This is a genomic window from Amycolatopsis sp. CA-126428 (assembly GCF_002904335.1).
Lineage (GTDB): Bacteria > Actinomycetota > Actinomycetes > Mycobacteriales > Pseudonocardiaceae > Amycolatopsis.
In genome coordinates, this window is sequence record NZ_PPHF01000181.1 from 105293 (window position 1) to 128002 (window position 22710).

At 69.7% G+C, this 22710-nt stretch carries 28 protein-coding genes; 1 reads left to right on the top strand and 27 read right to left on the bottom strand.

Features of this window, described 5'->3' with window-relative positions:
* Positions 1-17: 17 nt before the first annotated feature.
* The 13 genes from C2L58_RS46715 to C2L58_RS46770 form a co-directional block, all read right to left on the bottom strand.
* Positions 18-332 carry a hypothetical protein gene (locus C2L58_RS46715; RefSeq protein WP_103344055.1) on the bottom strand — a complete coding sequence of 105 codons (315 nt, stop codon included), beginning with the start codon at positions 330-332 and terminating at the stop codon, positions 18-20.
* A gap of 14 nt (positions 333-346) precedes the next feature.
* Positions 347-571, bottom strand: a complete 225-nt coding sequence (locus C2L58_RS46720) for a hypothetical protein (RefSeq protein ID WP_103344056.1) — start codon at positions 569-571, stop codon at positions 347-349.
* Positions 572-589: 18 nt separating this feature from the next.
* Positions 590-1687, bottom strand: a complete 1098-nt coding sequence (locus tag C2L58_RS46725; protein ID WP_103344057.1) for a DUF5047 domain-containing protein — start codon at positions 1685-1687, stop codon at positions 590-592.
* A gap of 12 nt (positions 1688-1699) precedes the next feature.
* Positions 1700-3121, bottom strand: coding sequence for a hypothetical protein (locus C2L58_RS46730; RefSeq protein WP_103344058.1), 1422 nt, complete (start codon positions 3119-3121; stop codon positions 1700-1702).
* A gap of 14 nt (positions 3122-3135) precedes the next feature.
* Positions 3136-7848 (bottom strand): phage tail tape measure protein, encoded by a 4713-nt coding sequence (locus C2L58_RS46735; protein ID WP_103344059.1) that lies wholly within the window; start codon positions 7846-7848, stop codon positions 3136-3138.
* 48 nt (positions 7849-7896) lie between these two features.
* Positions 7897-8193, bottom strand: coding sequence for a hypothetical protein (locus C2L58_RS46740; RefSeq protein ID WP_103344060.1), 297 nt, complete (start codon positions 8191-8193; stop codon positions 7897-7899).
* 68 nt (positions 8194-8261) lie between these two features.
* Positions 8262-8603, bottom strand: coding sequence for a hypothetical protein (locus C2L58_RS46745; protein ID WP_103344061.1), 342 nt, complete (start codon positions 8601-8603; stop codon positions 8262-8264).
* 101 nt (positions 8604-8704) lie between these two features.
* Positions 8705-9295, bottom strand: coding sequence for a phage tail tube protein (locus tag C2L58_RS46750; protein WP_103344062.1), 591 nt, complete (start codon positions 9293-9295; stop codon positions 8705-8707).
* A gap of 71 nt (positions 9296-9366) precedes the next feature.
* Positions 9367-9762, bottom strand: coding sequence for a hypothetical protein (locus C2L58_RS46755; protein WP_103344063.1), 396 nt, complete (start codon positions 9760-9762; stop codon positions 9367-9369).
* On the bottom strand, positions 9759-9935 hold the full coding sequence (locus tag C2L58_RS49625) for a hypothetical protein (RefSeq protein ID WP_158264261.1): 177 nt from the start codon (positions 9933-9935) through the stop codon (positions 9759-9761). The genes C2L58_RS46755 and C2L58_RS49625 overlap by 4 nt, the downstream gene beginning before the upstream one ends.
* Before the next feature lie 11 nt (positions 9936-9946).
* Positions 9947-10222, bottom strand: a complete 276-nt coding sequence (locus C2L58_RS46760; RefSeq protein WP_103344064.1) for a hypothetical protein — start codon at positions 10220-10222, stop codon at positions 9947-9949.
* A complete protein-coding gene (locus tag C2L58_RS46765) occupies positions 10222-10566 on the bottom strand; it encodes a hypothetical protein (RefSeq protein ID WP_103344065.1) in 345 nt (114 codons plus the stop codon). Before C2L58_RS46765 ends, C2L58_RS46760 begins: the two co-directional genes overlap by 1 nt.
* Positions 10563-11096 carry a mobile element protein gene (locus C2L58_RS46770; RefSeq protein ID WP_103344066.1) on the bottom strand — a complete coding sequence of 178 codons (534 nt, stop codon included), beginning with the start codon at positions 11094-11096 and terminating at the stop codon, positions 10563-10565. Before C2L58_RS46770 ends, C2L58_RS46765 begins: the two co-directional genes overlap by 4 nt.
* 479 nt (positions 11097-11575) lie before the next feature.
* Between C2L58_RS46770 and C2L58_RS49095 the strand changes: the two genes are divergently transcribed.
* On the top strand, positions 11576-12178 hold the full coding sequence (locus C2L58_RS49095) for a hypothetical protein (RefSeq protein WP_146073841.1): 603 nt from the start codon (positions 11576-11578) through the stop codon (positions 12176-12178).
* An 85-nt stretch (positions 12179-12263) separates the two neighbouring features.
* On the opposite strand, the gene C2L58_RS46775 is transcribed toward C2L58_RS49095, so the two are convergent.
* The 14 genes from C2L58_RS46775 to C2L58_RS46840 all read right to left on the bottom strand — a co-directional run bounded on the left by C2L58_RS46775 (position 12264) and on the right by C2L58_RS46840 (position 22631).
* Positions 12264-12542 carry a hypothetical protein gene (locus tag C2L58_RS46775; RefSeq protein ID WP_146073842.1) on the bottom strand — a complete coding sequence of 93 codons (279 nt, stop codon included), beginning with the start codon at positions 12540-12542 and terminating at the stop codon, positions 12264-12266.
* Positions 12542-13888, bottom strand: a complete 1347-nt coding sequence (locus C2L58_RS46780) for a phage major capsid protein (RefSeq protein WP_103344068.1) — start codon at positions 13886-13888, stop codon at positions 12542-12544. The genes C2L58_RS46775 and C2L58_RS46780 overlap by 1 nt, the downstream gene beginning before the upstream one ends.
* A gap of 131 nt (positions 13889-14019) precedes the next feature.
* Positions 14020-14835, bottom strand: a complete 816-nt coding sequence (locus tag C2L58_RS50155; protein WP_103344069.1) for an HK97 family phage prohead protease — start codon at positions 14833-14835, stop codon at positions 14020-14022.
* Positions 14832-16103, bottom strand: coding sequence for a phage portal protein (locus C2L58_RS46790; protein WP_103344070.1), 1272 nt, complete (start codon positions 16101-16103; stop codon positions 14832-14834). Before C2L58_RS46790 ends, C2L58_RS50155 begins: the two co-directional genes overlap by 4 nt.
* Entirely contained in the window at positions 16103-16390 is a 288-nt protein-coding gene (locus C2L58_RS46795) for a hypothetical protein (RefSeq protein WP_103344071.1), read from the bottom strand. Before C2L58_RS46795 ends, C2L58_RS46790 begins: the two co-directional genes overlap by 1 nt.
* A gap of 12 nt (positions 16391-16402) precedes the next feature.
* The gene (locus tag C2L58_RS46800; protein WP_103344072.1) at positions 16403-18145 is read right to left on the bottom strand and encodes a terminase large subunit; all 1743 of its coding nucleotides are present in this window, start codon (positions 18143-18145) and stop codon (positions 16403-16405) included.
* Positions 18108-18575 (bottom strand): phage terminase small subunit P27 family, encoded by a 468-nt coding sequence (locus C2L58_RS46805; RefSeq protein WP_103344073.1) that lies wholly within the window; start codon positions 18573-18575, stop codon positions 18108-18110. Before C2L58_RS46805 ends, C2L58_RS46800 begins: the two co-directional genes overlap by 38 nt.
* A 5-nt stretch (positions 18576-18580) precedes the next feature.
* Positions 18581-19144, bottom strand: coding sequence for a GTP cyclohydrolase I (folE, locus tag C2L58_RS46810; protein ID WP_103344074.1), 564 nt, complete (start codon positions 19142-19144; stop codon positions 18581-18583).
* Positions 19141-19833: a 7-carboxy-7-deazaguanine synthase QueE gene (locus tag C2L58_RS46815; protein ID WP_233226321.1), complete on the bottom strand. Its 693-nt coding sequence runs from the start codon at positions 19831-19833 to the stop codon at positions 19141-19143. Before C2L58_RS46815 ends, folE begins: the two co-directional genes overlap by 4 nt.
* 32 nt (positions 19834-19865) lie before the next feature.
* Positions 19866-20294 carry a 6-pyruvoyl trahydropterin synthase family protein gene (locus C2L58_RS46820; RefSeq protein ID WP_103344075.1) on the bottom strand — a complete coding sequence of 143 codons (429 nt, stop codon included), beginning with the start codon at positions 20292-20294 and terminating at the stop codon, positions 19866-19868.
* Entirely contained in the window at positions 20295-20633 is a 339-nt protein-coding gene (locus C2L58_RS46825; RefSeq protein ID WP_103344076.1) for a hypothetical protein, read from the bottom strand.
* Positions 20630-21538: a hypothetical protein gene (locus C2L58_RS46830; protein WP_103344077.1), complete on the bottom strand. Its 909-nt coding sequence runs from the start codon at positions 21536-21538 to the stop codon at positions 20630-20632. The genes C2L58_RS46825 and C2L58_RS46830 overlap by 4 nt, the downstream gene beginning before the upstream one ends.
* Positions 21535-21801 carry a DUF7352 domain-containing protein gene (locus C2L58_RS46835; RefSeq protein WP_103344078.1) on the bottom strand — a complete coding sequence of 89 codons (267 nt, stop codon included), beginning with the start codon at positions 21799-21801 and terminating at the stop codon, positions 21535-21537. Before C2L58_RS46835 ends, C2L58_RS46830 begins: the two co-directional genes overlap by 4 nt.
* Positions 21798-22631 carry a hypothetical protein gene (locus C2L58_RS46840; RefSeq protein ID WP_146073843.1) on the bottom strand — a complete coding sequence of 278 codons (834 nt, stop codon included), beginning with the start codon at positions 22629-22631 and terminating at the stop codon, positions 21798-21800. The genes C2L58_RS46835 and C2L58_RS46840 overlap by 4 nt, the downstream gene beginning before the upstream one ends.
* Positions 22632-22710: the final 79 nt, after the last annotated feature.

Below are 22710 nucleotides of genomic sequence, written 5' to 3' on the forward strand. Positions count from 1 at the left end.
GGGCGCGGCCTGCGCGGCTACGACGGGAGCGGCGGGGCTCCGGCGATGGTGTCCCAGACGGAGTTCACGGTGTACTGGATGTCGCCGTCGTCGGAGGCCATCGTGATGACGGGGTTGGTGGCCACGGCCCAGGCGAAGCGGGTTCCGTAGTTGCTCGGGTCGGCGAACACGTTGGTCGCCAGGCCGCGCCGCAGCTGCGTCCGCGCGGGATTGTTCGGGTCCTGGGGTTCGCTGCCGACGTCCTTGGCCGCGGTGGACACCGCGGCCTGCACGCGCCGGATGAACGGCGGGAAGCTGGCGAGTTCGGCGCTTTCGGCGAGAGTCGGTGCCATCGCTTCTCTTTCTGTCAGGCGGATTTTCCGAGCACCAGCCATGCCCCGGGCACGGTGGCGTCGATGTGGACGATGTCCCCGGTGGTTGGGGTGTAGCTGGCCAGGCGCGGCAGGGTCAGGGAGCCACCTTGGACGGTGACGATCACCTGGGAGCCGGAGACGCCGGTGACGGTGCCGGTCTTGCGTCGGGCGGCAAGCGCCTGGTCCACGACCCTCGCGACGGCGTCGGCGATGCGCATCGAGTCCTCCCTGCTGGGTCAGGTTTCGGCCGGCAGGTCGTCCGAGCGGGTCGTGATGGACTGCGTTCCCTCGGGCGTGAGCGGGATGGACAGCTTGTCGATGACGTGGCGGGTCTCCCCGGCCCGAGAGTCCTGGGCGGTGATGATGTCGCCGGTGTCGAGGGCTGGGTTGACCAGCGTCTCGATCTCGATCTGTGCGGAGGTTCCGCGTACCCGGGCGAGAAGCGCGTCGGCGGTGGTCTGGCACTGCGCGACGGTGGTCAGCAGCTCGCTGGTGTAGAAACGGGGCTTCTTGCCGAACGGGCCGCCGTAGTAGGCGGGGCTGGTGGTGTCGGTGGCTGTGGCGTACACGGCCGGGACGCCGTCGGTGCGCTGTCCGCTGGCGACGATCCGGTTGTAGACCAGCTCGCGCGACAGCGTGTCCTTCGCGGTCAGCAGGTTCCCGCCGTTGCCGGTGCGGACCGTCCACACCGATGCCTGGTTCAGCGCCGGTTGCGGTCGGATGACCAGGTGGCCGACCGGGTCGAAGAACGCTTCCGCGCCGAGGAAGTCAGCCAGTTTCTCGACCGCGTCCCAGCGCTCGCGTTCGATGACGATGACCGACGCGACGAGCCCGGAGGAGGTCTGATCGACGACCTCGACCTGTGTGCCGAGGGTTTCCCGGACCAGGCGCGCGATTTCGCCGACGGCGGTGGCGTTGGCGATGGTCTGGGCGGGGATGTCGAGCCGGTCTTCGGCGACCCGGGCGGCCGGGTCGACCACCTTGACCGTCAGGTCGCCGGAGCTGGAGACCGGCCGGGTGCGCGTCGCCTCGTCGAGGCTGCCGTACATCAGCGGCACCCACTCGGTGTTGCCCGAGGTCAGCACGATGCCGTAGTCGATCTGGCAGGTCGAGCCGTAGGGGGCGAGCAGGTCGGCCGGCGATCGTGGCCACCAGCGCGGGTCCGCCTGAAGGGTGGCGCTGCGGCGGGTCTTGCTGGTGGCGTCGACGTCGACGGAACCGCCGGAGATCGGCAGTTCCAGCACGCCATAGGTGGGGCTGTACACAGTGGCTCGTGCCTGCATCGAGTGCGACTGCGCGAGCGCGATCCGAGCCCCGGTGGACAGTGGCCACATCGGCGCCCCCGATCATGCGGTGAGTTCGCTGGGTGGCTGCACCTCGTGGAACGGGGCGGTGAGGATGCGGGTCTGCTGGTAGGCGCGCCGGTTGCCCGGGTCTTCGGTGAGGTCGCCCAGGGCAAGCCACAGGCCGGTGCCGTAGCCGAATGCGGCCGGGGTGCGCAGGTAGACCGGCTGCAGGTCGGCGAACATCGCCAGCAGCGCGTCCCGTTCGGCGAAGGACAGCGCGCCGATGGACAGGTCGCCGGTCGCGGCCCGGCGCTGCGCGGAGGACACGATGATCGGGTAGGAGGCGCCGACGGGATAGAAGATGCCGCGGTTGGCTTCCCGGGTGCGGGTCGGGACCGCGCCCACCTGGACGGTGACCGGGCGGGTTGCGCGGGCGGGGTGGGTCAGCCAGGTTCGGCCCAGGCTCAGCAGGGTCGCGGACTGGCTGGTCATCGCCCCGCCCATCGGGGCCGGGTTGACCACCTGGTACCGCACGGGCACGTCGAGGGGGCATTCGCCGTCGTCGATGACCAGCAGCGGCGCCAGCGTGGATTCCGAGAGCCCGGGTGCGCCGACCCACGTGCCGCCGTAGTCGCTGCCGTCGAAGTAGCTGCCGGACGTCGGCTGGGTCTCGACAGTGACCCCGTCGAGGGCCATCACCCCGGCCGCCGGCATCCCAACCGCGATCACCTTCATCGTCGGGGTCACCGCACCCGGCGGGGGCACGAGGGTCACGACCTGCCGGGAGAACTGCGACACCGACATGTTGACCTGGTCAGCGGTCAGCGCCACGACGGCCGGGGCCAGCGGGACGCCTCCGGCGTCGGTCCAGGTGATCTGGACCGTCACCGACGTGGGCCGGGCGGAGAACCGCAGGTCGAGCCCGACCGTGACCAGCGCGGCCCCGGGGACCGTCGTGGGCACGGTCAGCCCGACCGGCCCGGCCGCCGCGATGGTGGCCGTCAGGTACGCCCCGCCGCGCGGGGCCGCCGCGCTGGCGACGCGGGCGAGAGCCGGGTTGCCCTCGCCCGGGACGTAGCCGTTCAGCCCGGTCTCGAGGCCGGGGTTGGTGGCGTAGTTGTACCGGGTCGGGCTCGGCACCCACAGCGGGTTGCCGCCGCGCACCGGCCACAGTGTCCCGTCCGGGTGCTGGCGGATCAGCTGCACGACGGTGGCGCTTGGCCACCAGGCAGTGACCCGCATGACGCCGGCCTCGGCCACGGGCAGGAGCGAAATCCCGCCGCCGGGGTACGGCAGCGGGAAAATGCTCCCCGCCCATGGCCGTGACGCATACGCCAGCGACGGGTTTCCCGCGTACGTCCACTTCGTGGTGCCGCCGGGGATCGGCGGGGGCAGCTCCTGCTGTCCCGGCAGGGTCGCGGCCTCCGGACCGACCCCGGCCGCGTACGGGGTGCGGCCGTAGGGTTCGCTGGCCCACGCCATGCCACCACCGCCTTCTAGATGCGGACACCGCGCGCGATGGCGGTACCGGTGTCGTGCTCGCTGCGTTCGATCTGGCCGTCCACAAAGGCCCGCAGCCCGTCGTCGCTGATGGACAGCTCCCCCACGAGCCGAACGGGCTCGTCGTTCCCGCGCAGGGAACCGAAAACGTCGCGGGCGGTCTCGTGCGGGACGACGAGCTCCGGCTTCCCGGTGCCGTTGTAGACCGGCGTAAACCCCGGCTGGAGCCATCCGCCTTCGTCGTACCAGTGGTGGGCCTGCCAGAAGCTCTTCGCGCCGAGCGGGTCGTGATAGCGGCTGGCGATGTAGGACAGGCCCCATTCCGCCTGCCCCGCCGGGAAAGCCGAGACCGGCCCGTAGATGCTCTCCATCTGCTGGAACAGCCCGCGCGCCGAGCTGGTCGGATTCGCCGCGGCCGGGTTCCAGCCGGACTCGTGGCTGATCAGCCACGACAGCGCGTCCCACTGCGGACCGGAACCCCAGCCGTAGCGTCCGGCGACCGCGCGCACGGCCGCCACGACTTCGGGCGATCCGCTGGCGGTGGCGGTGCTGGCGAAGAGCTGGGCCAGCTGCTGCACGCCGACGTCGCGGGCACCCTCGATCGCGGTGCGCGCGACCCCGGCGCCGTCGACGGCCGCGACGTTGCCCGGGAAGAGCCGGACCGCGTCCTTGGCCTGGCGCAGCGCCTCGGCGAAGTACGGGCTGACCAGGGCGGCCGGGTCCAGGCCGCCGGCACCGCCGGACACAAAGGACCCGCCCACGACCGGCAGGAACGCGTGCCCGGTGAACTGCGAGGAGTCCGCGCCGGACGCGCCCGGCCCGACCTTCACCGGCACGTTGAAGGTCTGGGCCTCCAGGTTGACCCCGGCCAACGTCCCGGCCGTGTGGTGGGAGTTGTAGCCGGTGGCGAACGCCGAGCCGAGCCCCGGGGCGAACCCGGACCACGGCTGGCTCGCCGCGACCCCGAGCCGCCGGTACGGGCTGTCGCCGCGCAGTACGTTCGACACCGCCGAGAGCAGACCCGAGCAGTCGTACCCCGCCGGGCCGGAGGCACCCCAGACGTAGGGCTTCCCGGCCTGGGCGCGGGCGAACGACAGGCCGCGCGTGATCGCGGCATTAGCCTGGCTGCCCGTGTCGGCGACCAGGCCGCCCCGGGCATACCCGGCCGCGCGCAACGCCTCGGCCTGGCCGCCGTTGAGAGCGTCCAGGAACGGCACGATCCGCTTGGCGATGGCCGCGCGCACCACGAACTCCCCGCGCGAGAGCCTCGCGAGGATCGAGTCCGAGGTGGCGGTGCCCGGCCCGGAGACCGGGCCGCCGGTGGCGAACCCGATCGGGACCGGCCCGATCGGATGGTTCAGCCCGAAGTCGGCGTTGAGCTTGTTCCAGGCTGCGACGAGCCCGCCGTTGAGCGGCCACTGCAAGATCCAGCGCACCGGATTCCCGGCATAGCCGGGCATCTCGGCGAACCGGCCCTGCACCCACCCGGCGGTCAGGCTCACTGCTGCGCGCAGCGCGCCCAGCCCGGCCACCAGACCGGACAGCGCGCTGTTCTGGGCGGTCACAGACGCCTGGACCACGGCCGCCAGGGCCGACCAGGAACCGGCCATCGTGGATTGAAGCTGGGCCTGGCGGGCCACGATGACCGCGACCCCGGACGCCACGGCGGCCGAGGTCGCCAGCCACACGGCCACGGCCGTGCCCTGCACGCCCAGCAGGCTCGTGGTCAGGGCCAGGTCGGCAGCGGGCAGCAGGGTGCCGGTGTGCAGCTCCAGCAGCTCCAGGGCGGGCAGCAGGACGGTGGTGACCGTGTCGGCAAGGGCCGCCGACGCCGCGGTCAGCGCGTCGGTGGCCTGAGTGGACGCCGCCGGGTCCGCCGCCGTCGCCGAGGTGGCAACGGTCGAGGCCGGCGCCGCGCCGACGATGCCGCCCGCCGCGAACCGCGCCACCAGGCCGCCGCTGGCGGCGGCGACCGGTCGTCCGGCTCGGGCGGCGGAGTTGGCCGCCAGGATCGCGGCCGGGCCGATGGCGCGCACCAGCTCGGGCACGAGCACCGCTTCCCCGGGCGAGAGCAGCGCGCGGACGCTGTCGCGGCCCGGGGCGTAGCCGGGCAGGACCCCGCCGCGCGCGAGCTTGAGTTCGGGCAGCTCGTCGACGCCGGGGATCAGGCTTGCGGCGGTGTTGTAGACCTTGCGCAGGCCGTTGTTCCAGATGATGTCGATCACGAGCTGGATCGGCTTCTTCAGGAAATCGACGATCGTGTCGAACACGCTCTTCGTGACGTCGCGCAGCTTTTCGAACCCGTCGCGCACGTCGGCGAGCCGATCACCGAACCAGCCGAGCACCGGCTTCACGACGTTGGTGTAGGCAGCAGACACGGCGCTGCCGATGGCGTCGAAGACCGGCTTGATCCCGTGGTCATACAGCCAGATCGCCGCGTCGCCGACGATCCGCAGGGCCAGCGCCCAGCCGTCGAAGTACGGCTTGAGCAGCGTGGACCAGACCCAGCCGAGGAACGATCCGATCGCCGAGAAGGCAGGCTGGATCGCGTTCGTCCACAGCCACGACGCCCCGTTGCCGATGAGCGTGAAGACCAGCACCCAGGCGTCGAAGTACGGCTTGAGCAGCGTCGTCCACAGCCACGAGAAGAACGAGCCGATGGCGCTGAACGTCGGCTGGAGCGCGTTGGTCCACAGCCACGACGCGATCGCCGCGACCAGACGGAACCCGACGACCAAAGGTCCAATGAGGACAGTGGCGACGACGGCGGCGAGGATTCCCGCTGCCTGGCCGATGAACGAGAAGGTCGGCGAGAGGATGTTCGACCACAGCCATGAGGCGATCTGGCCGACAAACCTCAGTGCCGCAACGATTCCGTCGAACGCGGGCTTGAGGATGTTGACGTAGGCCCACTGCGCCGCGTTCTGGATCGCACCCCACAGACCGATCCAGAAGTCACGGAAGCCCGCGCTGGTGTTCCAGAAGTACACGAACGCCGCGACCACGGCCGCGATCGCGCCGACGATCAGCCCGACCGGGTTGGCGTTCATGGCCGCGTTAAGCAGCCACTGCGCCGCCGCCGCGCCCTTCGTGGCCAGCTCGTAGAGCTTGATCGCCCCCGACACAGCCGCGTATCCGGTGGCGAACGCGCCGATGGTGACGGCCATCGGGGCGAGCCAGTCGGCGTTCTCGCGCACCCACTGCACGGCATCGCCGAGCGCGGGCAGGAGAACCCCGCCGAAGAAGCTGACCAGGCCGGTTTCGAGGGTCCGCTGAAACGCGACGAGCCGCTGCCCGGCCGAGTCGTTGAGCGTGGCGCCCATCCGGTCGGCGGCTCCGGCGACGTCGCCGAGCGCGGCCACGGCCTTGCTCGGGTCCAGCGCGAACAACGCCTGCCCGAGGTCTTCGGCTTGGGTGCCGAAGAGCGCGACCGCTGCCTGTGACCGGGCGACCGGGTCGGGCATCGCGCGCAGCTTGTCGAGCACCAGGTCCAGCGCCTGCGTGGCCTGCGGGCCGCCGCGCGCGATCTTGGCGGCCATGTCGGCCGCGTTGAGTCCGATGGCCTGGAATCCCTGCGCGGTCAGCTTGCTACCGTCGACCGCCCGGATGCTGAATTCCTTGATCGCGTCGGCGACCAGATCGGAATTCCGCGCCCCTGCTTGCATTCCCTGCACCAGCAGCCCGGTCGCCATCGAGGCGTCGAGACCGAACTTCTGGAACTGCACCGAATACTCAGTCATCGTGTCGAGCAGGTCTTGCGACCGGTCGGCGCCCTGCTGGAACCCGCGCGTGAGCACGTCGAGGGCTTCGTCGGCGTCGCGCGCGAGCCCCGTCTTCATCAGCTGGCCCACGGCCTGGGTGGTGCCGCCGAGGTCCTGATCGAACGCGGTGGCCAAGTTCAGGACCTTCGCGGTGATACCCGCGAGCTGGTCGTTGGTGGCGTCCTCCATGACGAGCCCGGACTGGATGACTCCGCGAATGGCCTCGTTGATCTGGTCGAGGGAGTCGCCGTACGCCTGCGCGTACAGGGTGCCGGCGACCCGGCCGAGGTCGGCGGCCATGTCGGCGGGCGCGCCGAGCTGCGCGGCGAGCTTGTCGCCCAGGCGCGCGTTCTCCAGCGTGTCCATGGCGATCGACGCGGCGTTGCCGATCGCGGTCAGGCCGAAGGCGAAGCTTCCGGCCTGGCGGGCGGTGTCGGCCAGGGACGAGCCGAACCCGGCCGAGCGGCGTTCGGCCTTGTCCACCGAGACCGTGACGGTGTCGGTGGCGTCGGCGGCGTTGCGCTGGGCCTGCTCGAACTTGTCGGAGGTCGAGGCGGTGCGTTCCTGCGCGGTGGTCAGGGTCCGCTGGGCGGTCGCGAGCCGTTCTTCGGCGGCGGCGAGCGCGCTGGCTTTGGCGTTGCCCGAGGTACGGGTTTCCTCGAGGCGGGCTTCGGCGACGCGGACTTTGCCCGCTGCGTCGGCCTCGCGGTTGCGGGCGGTCTCCAGCTCGCCCGCGACCTTCTTGACGTTCTCCTTGGCCGCCTCGATGCCGGTACCCAGTGCGGTCCCGGCGCGGCGGCCGGCGTCCCCGGCCGAGCGCTCCAGCTCGCGGCTGATCTGCGCCCCGGCGCGGGTTCCGGCTCCGGCGGCCTGCTTGGCCAGCTCGGCGCCCCAGCCGCGCGCCGAGGGCAGGGTGTCGATCCAGACGACCTCGCCGGAGTTCACCACGACCGCTCACCCCGGCTCCCGTGGAACGAGGCCGCGCGGGCAGGCCGGTTATGCGGCGGCGGGACGGGGTTTGTACTGGTCGAGGTAGGCGATCACGTCAGCGGCGTCGACGTCGCCGCGGTCACCGATGCGGTCCTTGTCCGGCTCGCCGGGCCGCGAGAGCGGGCGCGGGCGGCGCAAGCCCTTCATCCCGGCGCCGCGTCCGGTGACCATCGTGTTCTCCGCCAGCCGGTCGGCCACAATGGCCAGCAGGTATTCGACGTCGGTCCAGGCGTGCCCGTGCACCGTGCGGTGAAACGCCGAGGTCGGCGGCAGATGCTCGATCAGCACGCGCAGGTGCCGCAAGCTGATCTGCCCGCGCCAGAACTCGGCGACGGGGTTGCGTGGCGCGTAGGTCGCGCAGAGGGCGGCTTCTATCGCTTCCGGCGCTTCGCCGAGGAGGTCGAGCGCCGTGTAGGGCGGCCGTCTTCGTTGTCCTGCTTCATCTTCTGCATGTACTGGTTGATCGCGAGGATGACGTACCCGGCGCGGCCACCGGCTGCGACGAATGTGGCGTACTGGTCTTCGCCGAGGTAGTACTCGGCGACCTCGACATCGGTCTGCATGTCGAGCAGACCGTCCTTCCAGTCGTCTTCGGCGGTGATCGGGTCGGTGCAGGACCACTCCTGGGCCTTGAAGGTGAAGGTGAAGTGGTCGGCGCTGCCGGTGGCTTCCTCGCGCTGGGCGAGGATGGCGTCCATGTCGATGGTGGACAAGGCGGTGTTCTCCGTTCGGTGAGCGTGGGTGAGCGCACGAAGGAGGGGGCCGATGTGGACCGCTCACCACTTGTCCACATCGGCCCCCGATCAGGGGCGGCTTACGAGCCGCTGGCGGCGGGAAGTTCCCAGCCTTCCTTGTAGACCCGCAGGGCGGAGTAGCCGTCCGAGCCCGGGTAGGCGGTGATCGTCACGTCGTACCCGATCAGCGTGTCGGACTTGTAGGTGACCTCGCCGCGTTCGGACACCTCCGCCATGGGCAGAAAGATCCGGCGGTGGTAGATGCCGTCGATGACGTCGATGCCGAAGCACCGCAGGTCCCGTTCCGGCTTTCCCTTCTCCACGAACGACACCACGGCGTCCTTGCCGGTGCCGGTCTGGGTCATGTCTTCCAGCCCGACGCGGTAGTACAGGCTGATGGTGTCGAACTTCGACTCCCACAGCGTGGCCTGATAGGTCTGGGTGGACTTGGTGATCTCCGACCGGATCGGCGTCGCGGACTGCCAAGGCGTGAAATCCTCCTTGTCTTCGTCGCGGCCTTCGACGATCCCGTCGTCGGAGATGTAGCCGAGATCGCGCATGGCGGCGTTCCACGCCTCCATCGCCGTCGCGCTCGGCGCGGTCGTCCCGAGGGGGCCGACGTAGAGCGCCCCGGTCACGCCCAGGCGCGCCAGGGCAGAGTTCTGTGCCACGGGGTGTATCTCCCTTGCGGTGCGGGGCCCCGGGTGAGCGATCGGGGGCGCGGATCAGGACGTGGCCGGGCCTATGCGGCCCGGATGGTGAGTTCGGCGGTCAGGCCGCTGCGGTGGACCGACGGGTTGTAGTCCGGCCGCCAGGACGGGCCGGCGGGTTCGGCGACGTCCGTGACGTGGCCCCACTCGTTGCCCTGCCCGGCCAGCGCGTACAGGTGGCCGGACACAGTGGATGCGAGGTCGGTCGCGGCGGCCCGGGTGGCGGCGTAGGTGTCGATGTCGACACGCGGGCGCCACAGCAGCGGCGCGGTACCAGACCAGGGGCGGGCGAGCTTCGGGCCGGGCAGGCAGGTGACCTGCACGACCGGGAGGGCCTGCTCGAACCGGGCGGGCAGCTCGGCCACCACGCGGACTCCGCCGAGGCGCGCGGTGAGCCAGGCCACCACCAGCGCCTCGGCGTCGATCACGTCGCGGCGGTCTTGGCGGCGGGCTTGCGGGCCGTGGCCTTCTCGCCGGGCTCGTCCTCGGCGTAGCGGGCGCGACCCTCGTTGACCATGACGGCCGCCGCGTCGTCGTCGACGTCGACGGTCTTGCCGATCTTCGTGTGGTCGCGGCTGAACGCGACGATCACCTTGGCCACAGTGGCCTCCTCTACTTGCTGCCGGCGGCGCGGCCGAGGGCGCGGTGCCGGGGAACGTTCTCGGTGCCGTACTCGCCGTAGGGGTCGTTGTGCACGACACGGGCGTAGGCGCGGCCCTTCGGCCGGACGCCTTCTTCGACGGTGACGGTGGCTTCGGATTCGGCGGCGTTGAGGTTGGCGCGGGTGCGCGCGGCGATCTGGTCGGCGACCAGTCGCAGGCGCTTGCGGACCGAGGGCAGCGCCACGATGCGGCGCCAGTCGCGGTCGGAGAGCTGGAGACGAGGCATCAGCCGCTCACTTTCTGGATGTCGACTTCGCAGTGGTGGACCGCGCCGGGCCGGATTGGGTGCGGCCAGCGGGCAACTTCCCCGACGACTTCGCAGGTGCGCCCGGCCCATTCGACGCGGTCGGTGGGTTCCAGGTCGAGGTCCATTCCGGCCGGGGTGTAGATGCGCCACCCGGTGGTGACCATGTCCCGGGCGTCCCCGGTGGCCTCCGTGGACGATCGCGGCTGTACGCACACCCCGGCCACGACGGTGCGGGTACCGGCGGCGTAGTCGAGAACGTCGGAGCCGTAGCGGTCCTGGGTGACCTGGGGGCGGACGAGCGTGACCGTGTCGCCGAAGATCACGTCTGGTCCCCGCGGTTGAGCCGGTGTGCCTCAACTGCCGTCTTCCAGGTCTGCGGCATTTCGGCGTCCGGGGTGGTGTAGGAGACCGACTCGCCGCCGACGGTCATCGCGGACACGCCCGGCTGGACGGTCAGCAGGTAGCGGGCCTCGGTCAGGACGGCGTCGGCGACCTCGTCGGGGATCGGGTCGTGGCCGTGGGTGTAGACGACGCGGACGGCGTCCAGTTCGTCCGGCCAGCAGGTCCGGCTGTGCAGGACGCCCAGGCGGGACCAGGTGAAGTCGGTGGCGGGGCGCCCGTGGACCTCGACGGTGGTCACGGCGAGCACGGGGGCGGCCGGGAGGAACAGCACCGTTGCGCCGTACCCGTCGAGCCAGATTTCGTCATCAGCCACACGCGACACCGAGTGCCGGACCGCGCCACGGAACCGGGCCGAGGCCGACGCGAGCGCGTCGGTCACGGCCGGGTCGGCGGCGTCGCGGCCTGCCCATCGGGCCAGCACGGCCGGGTCAGCCAGGAGCGGGAGAGGCATGGTGCTCCTCCCTGGTCTTAGTGAGGTCGGCACGTACGCCGTCGACACCTGTCGGTTATGCTCGCGATTGTCAGTTGCTTACGTAGAAATTCGCTATACGGGCGTTCAGTAACGAGCCGGAGTGGCGCGAGCGAACTTTCGGCTGCCGCGGCTCTATCTTGTAACAAGCTCAATCAGTATTGCGACCCAAGTGGGGAGGCTGTGCACGGGGCTCAGACGACCTAAGTCGGTGATAACTAATGTTAGACATGAGTCCGAGAGATCTGCTCAATCCAGTAGTTCTGTCCGCATCTCTCTTCATCGAAGGCATGACCCCCAGAGGTCAGAATGAAAAAATGGCAAGGACATCGAAGTCTTATTCGGTACTGACGTCGTTGCGTCGCCGACTAGGATTAATTGCCGTAATCATCTTCTCGTTTCCATACTTGGGCGTGAACGCTATGTCCAGCGTCGTACATGACGCTCTGGAGAATCTTAGTGTGGCCAGCCTGGTCGTGATTGCGGTCGTCACATTGTGGCGACTGTCTTTCTTGACTAAGATCCCGTTGTCTGCAGCACCATTATTCCCGGCCCCACTTCGGCGCGCCCTGCTGTCGGTTGCGCTTACATATTTGGCAATCTGGCTTCTGCCGATTGGTAGTGCCTATTTTGACGAGAACGGCGGCATTCTCCTCAACTTTATTTGGGGTTTGTCACTTTTGTGGCTTGGCCTCTTCTTTGTCACGATGGTACTGGTGCTTATCCTGACGTCCTTCGGCGTCGACGAGGCGCATCCCCTGATTGACCCGATCGCTGCGATCATTACTGCGATTGTCATCTACTGGATACAGAACTCTCGCCTGCCCAACACTAATGGCGTCCCCGTATCAACATTGCGTTTGATCTATCTATCTGCACTTCTATCGATCATTCTGATATCATCAGTCGAGCTGGTTCGCATGCTTTTTCGCGGACACAGACTCGGTAGCATTCCGGTTGAATCGACCGAAGAAGAACTTTCCGTTGACCTGCGTCGGCACATGAACAAAATGACCATTATTGGCACAATTGTAATCATCATAGTAATGATAAAGATTACTTGACGCCTCGACAACTGATTATCGAGTGAGCATGTCTTGCGTGGCAAAGTCGGTCACTGATGGGCAATGGTTTTGGCTACAGTTGGACTCATGCCTCGGACTTATTTCGGACCGCGCGGACCTTCGTGTGCGCCTCGGCACGCTTCTGTTCGGGCTCAGGCTCGACGGGAACGCCGCCAAGCCGCTCGGCGTCCGCTTCGGATAGATTCATGATCGTCTGGTGACCGTTTACGGTCACGTGGTATTCGCGCACTTCCGCCATGGCGGGGGCCTCCTCGATTCGCTCGTCGACGCCGGTGGTGGACGTGGCCATTCCGCAGGAGAAGTCCAGGCTTCCGCAGACGGGACAGCCGACGTCGCCGCGCATCAGACGAGGGTGACCTTGCAGAACGCGGACGGCTGGATGACACCGAAACCGGCGCGCATCTCCGCGAGGATCGCGACCAGGTTTCGCACGAAGAAGTCGGCGTGGCTGTCGGTGACGGTGATGCTCGACTGCTCGCGGTCCCACAGGATGGCCTTGCGGAAGTCGCCGACCCATGCCTGTCCCGGGGTGGTCGCTTCGGACTCGATGACCGGCAGGCCCCACAGCGGTGCCGTGCCGTTCACCCCGGACGGGCCGCCGAAGTAGAACCGGCCCTGGTTGTCGCTGATCTCGTCCAGGGCTTCCAGGTCGTTCGGGTGGATGACGACGCCGTTGGCCACCGAGCGCCCGACCACGCGGACCTTCGTCTTGGCGCGGCGTACGGCCAGCAGCCGGCCGAATCCGGCGGGCTTTCCAGCCGGGTCCGGGACGGCGGCTTGGGTCTGGGTGCCGGACACAGTGGCCAGGCCCTCGAAGTCCTCGCCGGTGCCGGTACCGGCGATCATCTGGTCCTCAAGCTCTTCTTCCAGGCCGACCTCGAGGAAGTTGTCGATGAGCGTGCGGACCTGCGCGGCGTCGCTCAAGGCTCGCTTGGTGACCGGGATCCAGTGCGCAATGGTCCGGACCGGGGTGGTGACCCGGACCGTGGAGAACCCGCTTTCCGGCTTCACTCCGGCCTGGGCCAGGGTGACCGCTGGGTCGCCGGAGCCCACGGCGGCGGCCGTGACCGCTTCCGGGACCGGCTTCGCGGCGTTGTTCCAGCCGGTGACGCGGGCGTACTCGATCTGGTCGGACGTGGTGGTGCCGCCGGTGACGAGCTGGCGCAGGGTCAGCGGGCGGAAGAAGCGGTCCGGCCCGACCAGCAGGCCACGGTAGTCCTCGGTGCGGAACGCGCCGCCCGAGGTGGGCGAGAGCCCTGTGACCAGGTCCTTGTACCCGACGGGGCGGGACTGGACCCGCATGTCCTTGGCGAACATCCCGTTCGGGGCGGAGGCCAGCAGGTCCTTGTACTGCTCGGAGGTGATGAAGGTTTCGCCGATGCTGGCGCGAGTGCCGGCCTTGTAGCCGTCGCGACCGGCCTGTTCCTGGCGGTTCTTCTTCTCGGCCTCGGCGTCGACGAGGCCGACGGCGTCGCCGAGATCCTTGATCGCGTCGCGGACGGCGCCGTCGGCCTTGGCCGCGTCCAGTGCCTTCTTCGCGTCTTGGGCCTTGGCCATGGCCGCGGTGACGGCGGCGCGTTCGTCGTCGGTGAAGTCGCGGTTCTCGTCGTCGGCCTTGGCCGCGATGGTCTTCGCGTCGTTCAGGTGCTTGCGCAGCTCGTCAGCGAGCTGGGCGATCTTGTCGCTCAAGGGGTTCCTCAGTTCGTGCGCGTGCGCAGACGAAGAGAGGCGGTTCCCTTGCCGGGCGCGCGCACTCGCCGGAAGGGCGAGCGCGTGGCGGGGCCGGGCGTGGCCGTTGTACGTCAGGCAGATCGGATAGGTCAGGCGGTGAGCGGTTGCGACTCGGCGTCCAGCAGGGCCAGCGATGCCCGCAGCAGGGCGGAGCTGGCGGAGCTGGCGGAGCTGGACTTGGTGTCGGCCGGCGGGGCGGGCGGTGTGCTCGCGAGACCGGCGGACTTGTCCGCGTCGTCGCTGTCCAGGGTGGACAGCACGGTCTCGATGGCGTCGGTGCCCTCGGCGATCTTCGCCAGGGCATCGCGCAGGGTTGTCTCGTTCTTCGCCGAGAGGACGCGGCCGGCCTTCGCCGACGGGCCGCCTTCGGGTGCGGGGCGGGGCTCGGTGTCGGCGGGCGGGTTCTTTACGGTCAGCAGCTCGGTGTCCTGGTTGGCGCCGATCAACGTCGGGCCGACCTCGTAGAGCTTGAGCTTGCGCAGCTCGTAGTAGCCCTCGCTGCCGCCGTCGTCGTCAGTCTTCTCGATCCAGCCGCCCTCTTGCACGTCGTAGGCGAAGGAGAACTGCCGGACTCGCCGTCCCTTGAGCAGCTTGTAGACCTTGCTGGCCTTCGGCTCGTCGAGGTCGATGCGGGCGCGGACCCACAGTCCCTCGTCGCGTTCCTCGGCGTCCTCGACGTAGCCGATGTGGTACTCGGGGTCATGCGCCATGTGCGACCAGAGCACGGGAATCGGGTCTCCGGAGGCTTTCCACTCGGCGAGGGTGTCGGCGAATGCGCCGGGCACGATCTTGTCCCCGACCGAGTCGACGTTGTAGGCGGCCACAATGGCCTCGAACACGCCGTCTTCGGTGCCGTCCTGCTCGCCCGCGGCCTTGATCCGGACCGGGCACGTCTTCTTCCTCATCGCGTGACGCCCTCCAGGAGTCTCGTGGCGGTGGCGAGCACGGTCTTCGGCTCGGGGGCGGTGTCGGTCGGCGAGGCTTGGCCGCCGGTCAGGACATTCAGCGGGGTGACCAGCTCGTCGCCGCCCTCGATCTGCGGCAGGTTCACGCGGGCGCGGGCCTCGTTGCGTGTCATCCACGGCGCACCGGTTGCGGTCTGGAGCTGGGCGGCCTGCTCCTCAAAGGAGCCGCGCAGCTTCTCGGCGAGGTTGAATTCGAGATAGACGTCCGTCGCGTCCGGGAAGTCCGGCAGGAGCTGGAGGTGCAGCTCCTCGGTGATCATGGTCAGCCAGGGGCCGAGGGTGTCCTGGTACAGGTTCTTGTGCTGCTCGGTGATGTTGCTGTACGTCGCGTGGTCCAGGATTCCCACCATGGGCAGCGGAATGTGGAAGCTGGAAGCGACCTCTTCGCGGGTAAGCTTGCGGGCCTCGATGTACTGCGCGGCCTCCGGCGTCACCGACGCCGGGACGAATTCCATGCCGTCTTCGAGGATCGGCGTCCCGCCGGCCCGCCCGCCCGTGCCGGTGTACTGCTCCTGCCACGAGCGGCGGAACCGCTCGCGGGCGGTGCTACCCCACTCCGGGGCGTCCACCGGGCGTTTGAGGTAGCCCATGAGCCGGGCACCGTTGCGCCAGAGCTGTTCGCGGTACTGGCTGGCCTGGTACTCCTCGGCCAGGATGCGCCGCAGCGTCTCCATCGGCGAGCAACCCCACCGGTTGTCCTCCGGGTTGTAGCCCCGGAAGTGCACGACCTGCGCGGCCGGGATGTCGCGGTAGCCGGTGGTTCCCCGGTACCGGTAGGTCTCCACCGTGAACTGGTTCGACGAGATCGGCGTGACGTAGCGCGGATCGAGCCGGACCAGCGCCGGGACCGCCGTGGTGGTCTTGGCGAGGATCGCGTTGTCGTAGATCGCCAGGTCCGAGACCAGTGCCTCGATCAGCCGGTAGCGGGTGGTGAACGGGTTCGGGCGGGCCAGCAGCGTCATCAGCGGGTGGTCGGCCAGCCGTTCGCGGTCCACATCGGACAGCCGCCGGTAGACGTGGATGCCGAGCTGGGCGATGTTGCGCGCCAGGAACGAGACGACGGTCCGCACCTGCGGCTGCGTCCGCCAGATCGTCGCGTAGTCCTGCGCGAGCCCGTCGCCGAGAATCACGGCGCCGCCGGTGGCGATGGTGGCGGTCTGGTACTGGTGCACCGCTTCCAGCACGCCTTGAGAGATCACGAAGGGCATCAGCCGGACCCCACGATCTGAACCCAGTTGATCCGGTCGCGCTCGATCACGACGTCGCCGTCCATCGCGACCGCCTCACGGCCGGGCTGGGCCAGCGAGGCGGACCGGAGGACCAGCAGGCGGCGATGGCGGCGCCACAGGATGCCGGTGACGGCCTGGTCGTCCACGAGCGACACCACGACCCGCCGCCGGGCGGCCAGCCTCCGGCCCCGGATCTCCTCGACCGCGTGCCACAGCAGCGACACCGTCAGCAGGATCACCGCGAGGGTGAAGATGGCCAGCTCCACAAGCCCGTCCCCTCACACGATTTCGAGGTCGCCGTCGTCGTAGACGGAGCGGCGGGGCGGGGTGTAGTGCACGGCACGGTCCAGCGCCATGATCAGCGCCACGACCCCGTCGATCTTGTCGCCGGAGTTTCGCTTGCTAGGCTTGACGTTTCCGGCCGCGTCCATCTCCACGGCCAGGTTGTCGACCTGCCAGCGGATCGCCGGGTTGCCGCCGTGACGCAACCGGGGAACCTCGGCCGTGCCCTCAAGCGCGAGCCGCTGGAACTCCTTCGTCGGGGCCGACATCGAGCCGAAGCCCTGGCGCATCTTCACCAACGGCGCGCCGTCGCCGAGCAGGTCGGACACCAGCTGGCTGGAGTTCCACGGGTCATACGCGATCTCCCGGACGGCGAAGCGCTCGCGGTCGAGGTTGATCTGGGTGCGGATGTAGTCGTAGTCGGCGACGTCGCCGGGCGTGGCGACCAGCAGGCCGCGGTCGGCCCACACCCGGGCCTGCCCGGCGGTGCGCCGGTCGATGGCCTCCAGCGCGCCTTCCGGGCACCACAGCCGCCACAGCAGGTCGTGCCCGCCCTCGCCGTCAGGGAAGCACCAGGCCAGTGCGCACAAGTCCGAGGTGGACGCGAGGTCGAGCCCGCCGTAGGCGATGCGCCCGGCCAGCGTGCGTTCGTCCACGATGGACGCGTTGCGGTCCCAGGCGTCCAGTTCCAGGTAGCGGGTCTGCTGTCGGGTCCGGATGCCCAGGTGCAGCCGCAGGAACTTCGCCAGGTCGGCCGGCGAGTTGCGCGCCTCGTTGGCCGCGTTCTCCAGGTACGCCCGCGACGGCGACACGCCGAAGCCCGGGTTCGCCTTCTTCCACGTGGCTTCGGTGAACGGGTCGTCCTCGGCGTCGGCGGCCCAGATCACCCCGTACATCGAGGTGTCCTTCAGCGCCCCGCGGGCGATCTGCTCGACGTAGTGGCGGCGGCGGGCGTAGATCGTCTCTGACCGGCCGTCGTCGGCGGTGGTGATCGTGAACACCAGCGGCTGTGTCCGCGAGCCGGTGCCAGTCTCCACGGCCTCGACCAGGTCGGGGGTCTTGTGGACGTGCAGCTCGTCGATGATCGCGCCGTACACGTTCGCCCCGTGCAGCACGTCGGCCAATTTGGACACGACGGCGAAGTAGCTGCCGCTGGGCTGGTGGATGATCCGCTGCGCGAGCGCCTTCACGTACGGCGCGAGCGCGGGGCTCTTCTGCGCGAGCTGCCGCACCGGGTCGAAGCAGTACCGCGCCTGGTCCCTCCCGCTGGCCACGGCGTAGACCTGCGCGCCCTGCTCGTGGTCGGCACACGTGAGGTAGGTCGCGAACCCGCCCGAGAGCGTGGTCTTGCCGTTCTTACGCGGTACGTCGACGTACACGCGGCGGGTGACGCGGACCCAGTCGCCGTCCTCGTTGCGGTACACCCACCCGAAGACCGGCGCCAGGATGTAGGCCACCTGCCACGGGTCCGGCCGCAGCGGCTGCCCGGCCCACTTGCCTTGCGTGTGCCGGAGCCGGGCGAAGACGTCGAGGACGCGGTCCACCCGGGCCGGGTCGAACCGCGCTCCGCGCCGGGCGCCGCCTTCGGGGGTCTTGATCGCGGGCGGGCAGTCCGGCAGCGGGATACCCCGGGAGTGCAGGTACCAGCCGACTTCGGGTGAGATGTGCAGCCGGGCGAGGGTGGCCCGGCTCGGCGCACGCTTAGCCGGTACCTGCGAACGGGTTGCCTTCGTCGCCACGGCCGGCCCCGTCCCGCTGCTCAATCCGCGTCCGCGCCGACGGGGTCAATCCGAACTCCTGCGCGAATGCGCGGATCACGTGGGCGGAGTCGCGCTGGATGACCAGCGCGGGGTTCCGCACGAATCCGCCGTGCAGGCCCTTCTGCAGGACGCCGGTCTTCGCCACGAGCGCCGAGGCGCGGCGGTGGGCGACGACGGCTTCGCAGTAGCAGAGCAGGGTGTCTCGGTCGCAGGCGTGCGCGATGCCCATCGCGGCCAGCTCACCGACGGTGTAGTCCCAGACCTCGCGCACCGCGTCGGCCACATCGTCTGGACATTCCGGACGCCCGGCGCGCGGGATGGGCTCGTGGTGGTTGTAGCGCTCGGTGTGGCGGTCGCCTTCGATGATCCGCAGGGCGGTGGGCTTGGGCGGGACGCCGCGTCGGCCCATGTGGATCAGCCTCCCCGGTGCAGGTCCCACAGCTGCGCCCGCAGCTCGGGATCGGTGGCGAAGCGGCCGGTCACGGCGGTGGTGACCATCGCCGCGCCGGGCTTGCGGATGCCGCGCTGGGTCATGCAGCCGTGCTCGGCACGCACGATGCACGCCGAGCCCTCGGTCTTGAGGTGGGCGTCGACGGCTTCGGTGACCTGGTGGGTCAGCTGCTCCTGGGCCTGGAGCCGGTGGGCGAAGACGTCCAGAAGCCGGGGAAGCTTCGACAACCCGGCCACTGGTGCCCCGGCGACCGGCAGGTACGCGATCGTCGCGGTGCCGCTGAAGGGCATGAGGTGGTGGGCGCACATCGAGGTGAACGGCACGCCGGTCACGGCGATCACGCCGTCGGACCGGTCGACCGGGAACGTGCGCTCCAAGACCTCAGCCGGGTCCTGGTCGTAGCCGCAGGTCAGCTCGGCCCAGGCACGGGCCACCCGTGCGGGGGTGTCGCGCAGGTTCGGCTCGTCCGGGTCCAGGCCGCGTTCGGTCAGCCAGGCGCGGATGCCGGCGGTCAGGTCGGTGGTCATCGGCCCCTCTCGTTTCCCCAGGCCAGCACGTGTACGCGGCTGCCGAGGTTGAAGCCGTGCTCGATCACGCGGTCGGCGATGAGCCGGGTGTGCGCGGCGATAGCCTCGACGCTGGTCCCCTCCGGAGAGATCCACACGGGCCGGACCAGCTCGTGACGGGTGACCAGCTCGGCGGCTTCGTCCACATCGGCCGGGGTCGCGCACACGAACTTGAAGACCGTGCGACCGCAGCGGTCCAGCGCGGCCAGGACGTCGGGCTGGATGCGGCGTTCGTACGGGTCGCCGGAGTGCGCGAGCTTCGGCGAGACGTTGAACCGGACCCCGAGGTCCGGTTCCAGGGTCGCGGCCGTGGGCGAAACGGTGCCGTTGGTCTCGATCTCGATGTTTACTCCGGCTCGCCGGAGGTCCCGCAGCAGCCGTGTCCATCCGGGCTGGTGCTGGTGCAGCAGCGGTTCGCCGCCGGAGATCACGACGAGCGCGGGGTCACCGGCGAGTGCGCGGTCCACGATCTCGGCGACCGGCTTGCGTGACAGCTCGGCGCGCAGGTCGAACCGCGTGCTGTCCCAGGTGTAGGCGGTGTCGCACCAGCCGCAGGCGAGGTTGCAACCGCCGAGCCGGATGAAGCTGGCCCGGCGGCCGGCGGATGGGCCTTCGCCCTGCGCGGTCGGCCCGAATACCTCGGATGCCACCAGGGTGTCCGATGTGGCTGGAGCAGTCGCGGTCACGCGGACCACCCAGCCCGGTTGACGTGGGTCTCGCGCACCTCGACCGCGGTGACCCGGGCTCCGGGCACGCGCTCGAGCTCGGCCAGCAGTCCGGCCGCCACGGCGGCGAGGTGGGCGGCCACGTTCTCCACGGTCGGCCACCCGGGGACCTCGGTCACCTTGCAGCCGTGCTCGCGCAGCAGCGGGACGAGCGGGTCGTCCGGCCCGAGCAGCACGCCATGGTCGAAGTGCTCATCGATCCAGCCGCGCAGGGCCTTCTTCAGCGGACCGAACTCCACGACCACGCCGTTCGGGTCGACGTCGGCGGCGGTGACGGTGATCTCGGCCCACCACGAATGCCCGTGCAGGGACGTGCACTTGCCGGGCAGGTGCGGGAGCCGGTGCGCGGTCTCGAAGTTGTGGGCGATCGTGACGGTGCTGGCCATTCAGGACACTCCCGTCACGGTCGCGCCGGACTCGCCGTCCTCGGACACCTCGACCTGGGTGGGCTCCAGCTGGTAGCCCTCTTCCAGGACGGTCCACAGGTCGCGGGCGAGGTCTTCGCAGCTGGCCGAGCCGCATTCGCGCGGCCCGGTGCCCCACCACGCGCGGATGATGTCCTGGAGGTCGTGGAACTCCACGTACCGGTCGTCGTGGGCGACGGCCACGTGGGCGGTGATGCGGAAGAGGTGGCGGTGCCGGTCGGCCAGATAGGACCGGCGGCCGGTCGCGGCGGGCCAGTGGTGGAAGCCGGGCAGGGTGACGGTGGTCCACACGGTGGTCACGAGGGCATCAGCTCGCCTTCACGGTCGTCGCGGGCCGGGTACGGGTCGTCGCCGAAGTCGGCGTGCCGGTCCTGGAGGGCGCGCCAGACCGCGAGGGTGTGGGTCATGGCGTCGGCGTGCATCTGGCAGGCGACATCACGGTTGGCGTTCTCGCTGTAGAGGAACCGGTGCCCGAGTTCGCCGAGGCGCCGCAGGGCGGCGGACTCGGTCCGCACGGCCGGGTACCGCAGGGAGTTCAGCCACGAGGAGGAGTCGCAGGAGTCCGGCGGGCAGGGCAGACACCACTCGCAGGCGGACAGGCCGAGCACGTGGACCCACAGGTGCGGGTACTGCCGGCGGCGTTCCCACATCGTGTGCAGCAGCCGGACCCGGGTGGGGTGGTTGGCCTGCACGACGTTGCCGAAGCACAGCCGGTCGTAACCGCGGGCGAGGTCGTCGAAGTAGTCCCAGCCGTCGTTGAACGGGTGGTAGACCGGAATCGGGTTCAGGCCGAGGTCGTGCAGCCGGGCGCGGGTGCGAATCTTGTTCTCCCGGCCGCCCTGGTCGAGTTCGATGTAGCCCCAGAGCCGGTCTTCGTACTTTGTGGCCAGTTCGACGTACCGGTCGAAGAGCCGGTCAAAGCCCTGGATCTCGTCCGGCGGCAGCGCCAGGGCCTCATCCATCGAGCAGCCGGTGGCGCGCTTGTGCTCGTTGGTGAGGTTGAAGATGCCGGAGTCCAGCAGGATCATGTGGCCTTCGTCGAGCAGGCGCACCATCCGTAGTTCCTGGCTGCGGTGGTACAAGTCGTTGACCGCGAGCAGCAGGTGGCGCGGGTACGCCGAGGATTCCCCGGCGGCGAAGTAGATCGGTGTGTCGCTGCGGTCGAAGGCTCCGCCGGCTGTTGCGACGATGCCGGTGCCGGTCACGGGCGCACCTCGAAGACATGCCAGACCAGGTGCCCGATCCATGCCTGCGCGGTCGCCACGTACTCGGCCTCCCCGGCGGGCATCGGGTTGCCGGTGCCGACGATCGCGACGGTCCGGTCCTCGGGCTCGGCGGCCGGGTCGACCTCGGCCCAGAGGGCCAAGTGGCCGTGCTGGAGCTGCGCGGTCAGCAGCCGCGCGCCCGCGGGCATCTGCAAGGTCTGCCGGTCGGCGATCTCCAGCGCGTACTTCCAGATCGTCGTCATGCCGCCCTCCCCGTTTCGGCCGGAGTGGAGAGCACCGGGTCGTTCCCGGTGATCCGCTTCCACTTGGTCAGCAGCCACCCGGCCAGGTACGGCAGCGGCTGCACCATGACCACGCGGTGCTCCTCGGCCTTCTGCGCGAACGGCGCGAGCATCGTCGGGTACGGCCAGAACAGGTCGTCCTCACCCAGCAGCGGTGTCCACAGTGGCCAGCCGGTGTGAACGTCGGCCACCACGAGCTTGTGACGGCCGAGGTCCCAGATCTGGCCGGTCGCGGTCTCGTAGTCCGGCTCGCCGACGGTGACCCCGGCCAAGCGCAGGGCCTCCCCCTTGTCCGGCGGGTCGCCCTCGCCGGGCTCGCCCTCCTCGTCGTCGTCCGCGGTGAGCGCGTCTTCCAGCGCCGCGAGGTCGTCGGCGTCGTAGCCGGTCAGGTCGAGCATCTGGGCTTCGCCGAGGTCGTGCAGGACTTCGGCGAGCATCCGGTCGTCCCAGCCGCCCTTGACGGTCAGCTGGTTCGACGCGATGAGGTACGCCTCGGCGTCGTCGTCCGACCGCGATGCCCATCCCCGGATGACCGGCATGAGCCATCGGCCGTCCTCGTCGACCTGCACGCCTTCGGGTGCGGCGCGGCCTTCCTCGGCCCACGCGCGCAGCTGGAGGTAGCGGCCGTGCCCGGCGACCAGGCGGCCGGTGCGTTCGTCGACCAGCGGCAGTTCGGCGAGTCCAAAGTGGCCGATGGAGCGGGAGATGCCGGCGGTGTCGTGTTCCTTGGGGTTCCGGGTCGCGGCCTGGATGTCCTTGATGGGCATGTACTCGACGTAGCGGTTACTCATCGGCATCCGCCGGCGGCCGGGCACGGGATCGGGATCATCGGACTCCTGTCTGTGAACGCTCGAATGGCTCAGTGATCCG